Here is a 9,215-nt window from a genome sequence, read left to right as displayed (position 1 = left end):
CCGAATTTCTTGACGACCATAGAGCGTTGGAACCACCTGATCCCATCCCGAACTCAGAAGTGAAACGATGCATCGCCGATGGTAGTGTGGGGTTTCCCCATGTGAGAGTAGGTCATCGTCAAGATTAAATTCCGAAACCCCAATTGCGAAAGCAGTTGGGGTTTTGTTTTGCCTGCAGGAAAGTTTTTGCTCGCGTCAGCGAGCACGTTGACGGTTACCATGAGCGTCCGTTTTCCAGGAGGCAGGCAATGCAACTCCAGTTCAGTCACGTCGATGTACTCGTCAATAACCTCGAAGAAGCCTGTGCGTACTACGCTCGGATATTGAAGGCGAGAATCTCCAGGACACTGGTGTGGGAGCGGGGCGGCTTGCATGTGCGATATGCGATTGCGTTGATCGGGCAGGAGCGTTTCATGCTGGTCCAGCCATTGGCCGGGAATCTGCGAAAGCTCCTGGATAGCGCGGGCGAGGGCATGATCTACCGCCACTGCTATTCGACTCCCGACATCGAAAAAGCCTACGACGAACTGGTCGCCGATGGGGTACAGCCAGAAGATGAAAACGGTAACCCGCTGGCTCGCGAACACCTGCAATCGCCGGCAGGGGCACGCATCATCTGGCTGCCCAAACGCTTTGGCCACTTCTCGATTGAAATTCTGGAGGAGGCGACGTTGGAAGCGTTTATCAAGGACGCGTTTGCCTGACGTTTTTCCTCTTGTGATACGCCACGACTACCCCGTATAAGAGCGACTTTCACTTCCGATATAAGAAAAGGGTGCACGCATGAGCAATGCCTGGAACGAAGGATATTTCACGGACGAAGGCTACACCTACGGATATAGCCGGGAAATCAATCCGGTTTTCCAGCGTTATTGCCTGCTGTTGCGCGGTTTCGCCACGCTGGAAAGCACGGACGGTTACCACTGTGAGCTGGGCTTCGGTCAGGGCGTTTCGATCAACATCCATGCTGCGGGCAATCCGGGCTCCTATGTCGGCACCGACTTTCACCCCGGGCAGGCGTCCCATGCCATCGCTCTGGCCAGAGACTGGGGCAGCGATGCGCGACTGTATGACGATAGCTTCGAGCAATTGCTGGCCCGTCATGACTTACCTCAGTTCGACAGCATCAGCCTGCATGGCATCTGGACCTGGGTCAGTCGAGACAACCACAAGCTGATCGTGGAGTTCGTCCGCCGTCATCTCAAGCCAGGTGGAATGCTCTACGTCAGCTACAACTGTTTCCCGGGCTGGTCGCCTCAGGCACCCTTGCGCCAACTGTTCAGTTTGCACGACCGGTTCGCCAGTCCGGCCTCTGTACGTCCTGATCAACGTATCGACGCTGCGCTGCAGTTTTCCGAAGCGCTGCTGGCTGCAAACCCCAAATATGCCAACTCGGCGCCTGGGCTGGATGCCAAGCTTCAGAGCATTAAAGGCCAGGATCGCCAGTACGTCGCCCATGAGTATTTCAATCGCGACTGGAACTGCATGTATTTCACCGACGTGGTTGATGCCCTGGCGCCCGCCAAGCTCGATTACGCCACGACAGCCGTGCCGTTGGACTCCGTCGACCCGCTCAACCTGAGCGCCGAAGGCATGGACTTTCTGGAAGGGATCGAGCATCCCGTCATGCGTGAGCAGGCGCGTGACTACTTTGTGAACCAGAGTTTCCGGCGCGACCTTTATGTACGCGGCGCCAACAGACTGTCCGCCTCCGAGCACCGCGAGCGTATGCTCAGCACGCGCTTCGTCCTGTTGCAGGTGGCCGAGAGCGTACCGGTCAACGTCACCGGTCCGGCAGGCGCAGCCACTTTGCAGGCAGAAATTTATGGTCCGGTACTCTCTGCACTGGCGGATGACGCTTATGTGCCGAAGACCCTGCGGCATTTGCTGGATCTCGTGCCCTCATTGGGCTATGGGGATGTGGAGCAGGCGCTCAACGTGTTGATCGGCATGGGGGCCGTGGCGCCCTGTCAGAGCGAGGCAGCCGAAAAACTGGTGCAGGCCCGCTGCAATACCCTCAATCTGCAGCTGTGCAAGCGTTCGTTGTATGGCAGCAAAATTCAGACTCTGGCGAGTCCAGTGACGGGGGGAGGTGTGACGGTCAGTCGCTTCCAGCAGTTGTTCCTGATATCGGTCAAGCAGGGCAAAAAGCACCCGGCTGAATGGGCGCAACTGGCATGGGGCATCATTGGCGGCCAGGGCGAAGGTCTGCTGAAGGATGGCAGGGCCCTGACCACCGCCGAAGAAAATCTTGCCGAACTGACCGGTCAGGCCCAAGTGTTTGCCGACAGTACGCTGGTCATTCTCAAGGCGTTGCACATCGTTTAGGCACGAGAATTGATGGAGGACAGGCGCCAGAACGAGATTCTGGCGCCTTCGTATCAAAGGCGTCGTCACGGGCGGTGCCGAAATGGGCTTATGTCGGTTTTATGTAGCAGTCAGGCGTGGGTGGATCGAATGGAGTTATCAGATCTTCGGCGTGAGCACGGCGCTTCGATCGACGAGCAGGTCAACACTGATCGATTGCATCAGTTGTTTCGCCAATCCGTTTCAGCCGTTATCGGCAGCTACCTGGCCGCGCTCATGCTCTGTGGGCTGTGTTGGGATCGTTTTGAACAAGCCTGTATTTTCGTGTGGCTCGGCCTGCTGACGGTGTCCACGTTGTTGCGTATATCGATGTTCGTCGCCTGGTTTCGCAGCGATGAGAGCGAGCGAACACCCAAGCGCTGGGAGCGTAAATACTGGGCAACCCTGGTGCTGTCCGCCGGCATATGGGGCGCAGGTGCGTTGATCATCATGCCGGCCGACGACCTGTTGGCGCAGGCATTGGTCATGCTCTTCACGGTCGGGATGTCGGTCAGCGCGGTGTCCTGTTATTCGGCTTATCGATACATGACGCTGGTCTCCGTGGCACTGGTGCTGCTGCCGTGTACGTTCTGGCTGCTGTTTCAACCGTCCACGCTTCAAGTGGGCATGGCGCTGGCAGTCCTTGTTTTTGCGTCGTTCGTCGCCCGTGCTACGCGCAAAATGACTGAAGCGCTGGAGGCGGCCTTTCGCCTGACCCGGGAAATGGAGCGCGCGCACAACATCTCCAGGCTCGCCGCACGAACCGACGAACTGACTGGCCTGAACAACCGGCGGGCGTTTTTCGAGCGGGCACAGCAACTGTTCGATGAGTGCCGGCGACGCCAGTCGAACCTGTGTGCCGTCATGCTGGACATGGATCATTTCAAACACATCAATGACACCTACGGCCACCAGGTCGGGGATCGTGTTTTGCAGCAGATGGGGAGCATCATCTGTACATATTTTCGGGACACCGATGTGCATGGTCGATTAGGCGGCGAAGAGTTCGCGATCCTGCTTCCGGATACCTCGATCGAGAAGGCGCTGGAGTTGCTGGAAAACCTGATTGTGACCATGCCCAGGATCATGACCGGCCCGGTTCATCGCATCACCGCCAGCCTGGGCGTTGCTTCGATGCAGAACGAAGACTCGGATCTTCACAGTTTGATGAACAACGCCGACAAAGCCTTGTATCGGGCCAAAGCCCTTGGACGTAATCAGATCGTGGTGGCTGAAACGGTTTAATCAAGCGCGCCCGAGCACGGCGTCAATGCGAAGACACATAAACAGACGGCGATGTCGGTGCAGGCAGCGCATACGTTGCCTTCATCCATTCAATCTCCGCCTGCGGCGTTCGCCCGAAAAAACGTTTGAACTCGCGGCTGAACTGCGAGGCGCTTTCATAGCCGACACTGAACGCCGCCGCTGATGCCGTCATTGCGTGGCGCAACATCAAAAGTCGCGCTTGATGCAGGCGCGTCGACTTCAGGTACTGCATGGGCGAGGCATCCGTCACGCTGCGAAAGTGCAGGTGAAAACTGGGCACGCTCATGCTTGCTTCGCGGGCCAGTTGCTCGACGTCCAGGCGCTCCTGATAGCTGCTGTGGATCTTGCGGATCGCCCGCGTCACCTTGCCGAAGTGTCCCTGTCGATTGAGTGCGGCGCGCATCGAACCGCCTTGTTCACCGGTCAGAATGCGGTAATAGATCTCGCGCAACAGCGACGGTCCCAATATCTGCGCCTCACCCGGAGTGCTCATGGCTTCGAGAAAACGCAGCGTCGAAGCGCGCAGGCGGTCGTCCATCGGTGAGGCAAACATGCCCTTGGGTGGCGCGCCGCTCGGACCGTGAACGTCATCCACTTGCTGCATCAACTCGCTGGCCACCTGGAAATCGAGTTGCATATAGATCGCGAGCATTGGCTCGTCTTCAGAGGCATCGGTCTCCATGGTGAAGGGGATCGGAACCGACACCACCAGATAATGCTGAGCGTCATAGACGTAGACGTCATTGCCCAGATACCCGCGCTTCTGCCCCTGACAGAGAATCACGATGCCGGGATCGTACAGCACCGGCGTGCGAGTCAGTGGCCGGTTCGAGCGCAGGAAGCGCACGCCTTCCAGTGCACTGAGGTTGTAGCCCTCCACCGGTGCGAGCGCTTCCATCAGCTGCACCATGCGAGAAATACTTGAGTCGGCCTGTTTCATTGCGTTCTCTCTGTGGGCCGTTCAATGGTCGGTGGAGCGCGTCAGCGTTTCCCATTGATCGATCTCGCTGGCGGCGCGTTTCAGCTTGTCGCGCACCAGGCTCAATGCATCGCTGCCCAGCAACAGATGCGTTGGTGGAGCCGCGCTGGCAATGATCTGCAGCATCGCTTGCGCGGCTTTCTGCGGATCGCCGAGCTGCTTGCCGCTTTTGTCTTCGCGCGCCTTGCGCACGGGGTCGAAGCTGGCGTCATAGTCAGCGATGCTGCGAGGTGTACGCTGCATCGAACGACCGGCCCAGTCGGTTCGAAATGAACCCGGCGCGACGGCGGTCACGAAGATATTGAATGGCGCCAGTTCCTTGCTCAGCGTATCGGAGATGCCCTCAAGCGCAAACTTGCTGCCGCAGTAGTACGCAATGCCCGGCATGGTGATCGTGCCGCCCATCGACGTGATATTGAGAATATGGCCCGCCCGCCGCCGGCGAAAGAACGGCACAAACGCCTTGGTCACGGCAACCGCGCCGAACACGTTCACGTCGAACTGGCGGCGCATGTCCTCCAGCGGCGATTCTTCGAAAATGCCTTCGTGGCCGTAGCCGGCGTTGTTGACCAGCACATCGACCGGGCCGTGGGTTGCTTCGACGGTCGCCACGACGCTATCGATCCGGTCGAAGTCCGTGACATCCAGCAGCACGCCGTATGCCTTATCGATGGACAGCGCCTGAAAGGCTTGCAGGTCGGCTTCGTTGCGCACGCTGCCGATGACGCGGTGACCGGCAGCCAGCGCTTCCTTGGCCAGCGCCTGGCCGAAGCCGCTGCTGACGCCGGTGATGAAGAGGGTTTTGGTGTCAGGCATGACGTTCTCCGCAAATCAGGTGTGCCGTCATGGTAGCCAGCGATAAATGGTTCACCTATGCCGGTTTGTCTTCGAGCCTTGCCTAATCCTCTCAGCGGCGATCAGCCCCACAGTGGTCATCGCGGGGCTGATTAACGTGACCCGGATTTATGCCTGATCCAGCGTCTCGGCCACGCCCTGATCTTCACCCAGAAACCCGCCGCTCTGATGCTGCCACAGCCGCGCATAGGTGCCGTTTTTAGCCAGCAGTTCAGTGTGAGTGCCTTGCTCGATGATGCGCCCTTCATCCATGACAATCAGTCGATCCATCGCCGCAATCGTCGACAGACGATGGGCGATGGCGATCACGGTCTTGCCTTGCATCATTTCATCGAGACTTTCCTGAATGGCGACTTCGACTTCGGAATCCAGCGCACTGGTGGCCTCGTCAAGTAGAAGGATTGGCGCGTTCTTGAGCATCACCCGTGCAATGGCGATACGTTGGCGCTGGCCACCGGAAAGCTTGATGCCGCGCTCGCCCACCAGCGTGTCGTAGCCGGTGTGGCCCTGACGGTCGCTCAACTGGTTGATGAAACCGTCGGCCTGGGCGTTCGCCGCAGCGCGCTGGATTTGCGCGTCGGTCGCGTCCGGTCGGCCGTAGGCGATGTTGTCGCGAATGGAGCGGTGCAGCAGGGACGTGTCCTGCGTGACCATGCCGATCGCGCTGCGCAGACTGTCCTGTGTCACCTGTGCGATGTTTTGCCCGTCGATGCGAATCTCGCCGCGATCGACGTCATAGAAGCGCAGCAGCAGGTTGATCAGCGTGGACTTGCCGGCACCGGAGCGGCCCACCAGACCGATTTTCTCCCCCGGCTGAATGCTCAGGCTCAAGCCGTCGAGCACCTGGCGTTCGCCGTTGTAGTTGAAGCTCACGTTGTCGAAAGTCACTGCACCGCCGGAAGGCACCAGTACGCCCGCGTCCGGCGCATCCTGCACTTTGGGGCCTCGGGTCAGGGTGCCCATGCCGTCCTGCACGGTGCCGATGTTTTCGAACAGCGACGTCATCTGCCACATGATCCAGTGCGACATGCCATTGATGCGCAACGCCATGGCCGTGATCGCCGCCACGGCGCCGGTACCGACTTCGCCCTGATGCCACAGCCACAAGGCGTAACCGCCGGCACCCATGATCAGCCCGACCACCAGCGCCTGATTGACGATCTCGAACTGGCTGACCAGACGCATCTGGCGAAAACCGGTCTGTTTGAAGTCCTCCATCGCCGCCCGCGCAAAGTGCGCTTCACGTTTGGAATGGGAGAACAGTTTCACCGTGGTGATGTTGGTGTAGGCATCCGAAACCCGCCCCGTCATCGATGACCGCGCATGGGCCTGCTCTTGTCCAACCTGGCCCAGGCGTGGCACGAAATACAGCATCGCCAGCCCGAACAGCACGACCCAGGCAATGAACGGCAGCATGAGTTTCAGGGCGAAACCGCCGGCCAGGGCGATGATCGCGATGAAGTAAACGCCGATGCCGGGGGCGATTTCGATGACGGTGAACAACACCTCGCGCACGGCCAGTGCGGTCTGCATCACTTTGGTCGTGACCCGGCCGGAAAACTCGTCGGAAAAGAACGAAAGGCTCTGCCGCAACATCAGTCGATGGAAATCCCAGCGCAGGCGCAGCGGCAGATTGATCGCCAACACCTGATGCTGAACCATCGTGCGCAACGCCACCAGCCCGACGCTAGTCAGCAGCACGATGCCGATGCCCCACAGCACGCGGCTCTCTTGGCCGTTCACATCGCCGCCGGCCTGCCAGCTCGAGAGCAGGTCCACGACCTGGCCCAGAAAGGAAAACAACCAGGCTTCGTAGATCGACACACCGGCACTGAGCAGCGCCAGCGCGAGGATATAACCACGAGCACCGCGGGTGCAGGCCCACAGAAACCGCGCCAGACCGACCGGCGGTGGCGGCGCTTCGTCGGGCGGGAAGGGGTCGAGCCGTTGTTCAAACAGGCGAAGCATTGTGGGTCTCCGAAACGATCAATTGCGGGGATTCTGCCATCTAACGACGCTCTTGAGGGTTTGCAGGTTCCCGGACATGTCCTCGTTGAGGGAAAACCCTCATTGCCGGAATACCGTCGCGTTACTAGCATGAGGGCTCGGCAATCGACCCTTTCGATGGAGAGCACCATGGCTACCACGCAGACTGACGACAAGCGCCCAACCCCCGATCCGGCTGAGGACAACGCTTTTTTCCCCTCGCCGTATTCCCTCAGCCAGTTCACCTCGCCCAAATCCGATCTCAGTGATGCCGAGTACCCTAATCGCTACAAGGGCGGGCGCTGGAAGATCCTGATGATCGGCGCGGACGAACGCTATCTGTTGACCGACAACGGCAGCATGTTCTCCACGGGCAATCATCCGGTTGAAACCTTGCTGCCGATGTATCACCTGGACAAGGCCGGTTTTGGCTTCGACGTCGCGACGCTGTCGGGCAATCCGGTCAAGTTCGAATTCTGGGCCATGCCCTCCGAAGACGCCGAAGTGAAAGGCTTCTACGAGCACTATCGCGATCAGTTCAAGCGTCCGCTCAAACTGTCCCAGGTGATCGAAGACGCGCTGGGCGAGGACTCGGATTACATCGGCGTGTTCATCCCTGGCGGGCACGGTGCGCTGATCGGCCTGCCGGAAAGCGAGGACGTGAAAAAGGCCCTGCAATGGGCCGTCGCCAAGGACAAATTCGTCATCACTCTGTGCCACGGCCCGGCGGCGCTGCTGGCGGCCGGCCTCGGTGAAACAAAAGACTCGTGCATCTTCAACGGTTACCGGATTTGCGCGTTTCCCGATGCCCTGGATGCGACAACCCCTGACATCGGTTACATGCCGGGCCACCTGACCTGGAAGTTCGGCGAGCAGTTGCAGGCGCTCGGTGTGGAAATCACTAACCAGGACATTTCCGGGGCCACGCTTCAGGATCGCAAGTTGCTGACCGGTGACAGCCCGCTGGCGGGCAATGCGCTGGGCAAACTGGCGGCCGCCGCGCTCTTGAAAGAGGTCATGTCGGGGTGAGTCCCGGACCTGCCGAAGCACTCTTGCGCGCCGCCCTCGAGATCGAGGCGGCGCCCACGCTGGTGGCAATCCAGAAGGCCGTCCGCGGTTTCGCGGGGGCCTATGGTTACGATCGATTCGTGCTGTTCTCTGCCACCTCGACGGCAGAGGAAGTGGTCGAGCGCATTTACTGGGTGGAGGGCGACTGGTTCGGCGACGACATGGCTGTCGACGCCCAGACCTATGTTCAGCGCTGCCCCGTGACTCGCCATCTGCTGGACACCCGCGAATCCTTCTTCTGGAGCAAAGTGCAGGAGCCGAGCGGTGAACTCTATCGGGTGGTTCGCTTGCCAAGCGGGCCTGGCCTGCATGGCTTGCAGATTCCGGTCTTCGGCCCGCGAGGGCTTGAGGGCGCCATGAGTCTGGGTGGCGAGCAGATCGATGCTTCTGCGCGGATTCGTCTGGCGCTGGGCATGCTCGCTTCGGTGGCGTTTTATTCCGCTCGACGCTTGCTTGAAGCGCCGCTGGACGAGACGTCCGGCAAGCTCTCGACCCGCGAGCGCGAAGTGCTGGCGTGGGTCGCTGCCGGTCGCCGGCAGGCGGACATTGCCGCTACGCTCGGCCTCTCCGGACGCACGGTGGAAAATCACCTGCGTTCGGCTCGTCGGCGTCTGGGGGTGGCAACCACTGCTCAGGCCATCAAGATTGCCATTCGCAAGGGTGAAATAAAGGGGTGAGGTTCTCACTCTGCCCGTGCCGCGCTTGAACGGTCGAG

The 9,215-nt window shown here is 59.8% G+C and carries 8 protein-coding genes and 1 rRNA gene; 6 read left to right on the top strand and 3 right to left on the bottom strand.

The window, feature by feature from the left end:
• Window positions 1-8: 8 nt before the first annotated feature.
• The 4 genes from rrf (at window position 9) to CAF79_RS22745 (ending at window position 3,591) form a co-directional block, all read left to right on the top strand.
• Window positions 9-124: ribosomal RNA gene (rrf, locus tag CAF79_RS22760) — 5S ribosomal RNA — on the top strand.
• Between the two features lie 124 nt (window positions 125-248).
• Window positions 249-704 (top strand): VOC family protein, encoded by a 456-nt coding sequence (locus CAF79_RS22755; RefSeq protein WP_085700413.1) that lies wholly within the window; start codon window positions 249-251, stop codon window positions 702-704.
• A 79-nt stretch (window positions 705-783) separates the two neighbouring features.
• Entirely contained in the window at window positions 784-2,328 is a 1,545-nt protein-coding gene (locus tag CAF79_RS22750; RefSeq protein ID WP_085700412.1) for a class I SAM-dependent methyltransferase, read from the top strand.
• A gap of 129 nt (window positions 2,329-2,457) precedes the next feature.
• Window positions 2,458-3,591: a diguanylate cyclase gene (locus CAF79_RS22745; RefSeq protein ID WP_085700411.1), complete on the top strand. Its 1,134-nt coding sequence runs from the start codon at window positions 2,458-2,460 to the stop codon at window positions 3,589-3,591.
• 22 nt (window positions 3,592-3,613) lie between these two features.
• Here CAF79_RS22745 and CAF79_RS22740 read toward each other — a convergent pair whose 3' ends face one another.
• From CAF79_RS22740 to CAF79_RS22730, 3 genes are all read right to left on the bottom strand, one after another.
• On the bottom strand, window positions 3,614-4,552 hold the full coding sequence (locus CAF79_RS22740; RefSeq protein ID WP_085700410.1) for an AraC family transcriptional regulator: 939 nt from the start codon (window positions 4,550-4,552) through the stop codon (window positions 3,614-3,616).
• 21 nt (window positions 4,553-4,573) lie between these two features.
• Window positions 4,574-5,407, bottom strand: a complete 834-nt coding sequence (locus CAF79_RS22735; protein ID WP_085700409.1) for an oxidoreductase — start codon at window positions 5,405-5,407, stop codon at window positions 4,574-4,576.
• Between the two features lie 147 nt (window positions 5,408-5,554).
• Complete coding sequence (locus tag CAF79_RS22730; RefSeq protein WP_085700408.1) at window positions 5,555-7,414, bottom strand: ABC transporter ATP-binding protein; 1,860 nt, start codon at window positions 7,412-7,414, stop codon at window positions 5,555-5,557.
• Window positions 7,415-7,582: 168 nt separating this feature from the next.
• On the opposite strand from CAF79_RS22730, the gene hchA reads away from it, so the two are divergent.
• Window positions 7,583-8,461, top strand: coding sequence for a glyoxalase III HchA (gene hchA / locus CAF79_RS22725; protein WP_085700407.1), 879 nt, complete (start codon window positions 7,583-7,585; stop codon window positions 8,459-8,461).
• Window positions 8,458-9,177 carry a PA1136 family autoinducer-binding transcriptional regulator gene (locus CAF79_RS22720; protein ID WP_085700406.1) on the top strand — a complete coding sequence of 240 codons (720 nt, stop codon included), beginning with the start codon at window positions 8,458-8,460 and terminating at the stop codon, window positions 9,175-9,177. Before hchA ends, CAF79_RS22720 begins: the two co-directional genes overlap by 4 nt.
• The last annotated feature ends 38 nt before the right edge of the window (window positions 9,178-9,215 follow it).

This window comes from Pseudomonas sp. B26(2017), from assembly GCF_002113045.1.
Lineage (GTDB): Bacteria > Pseudomonadota > Gammaproteobacteria > Pseudomonadales > Pseudomonadaceae > Aquipseudomonas.
The sequence above is the reverse complement of the archived record's forward strand: the minus strand, read 5'-3'. Positions and strand labels throughout refer to the sequence as shown.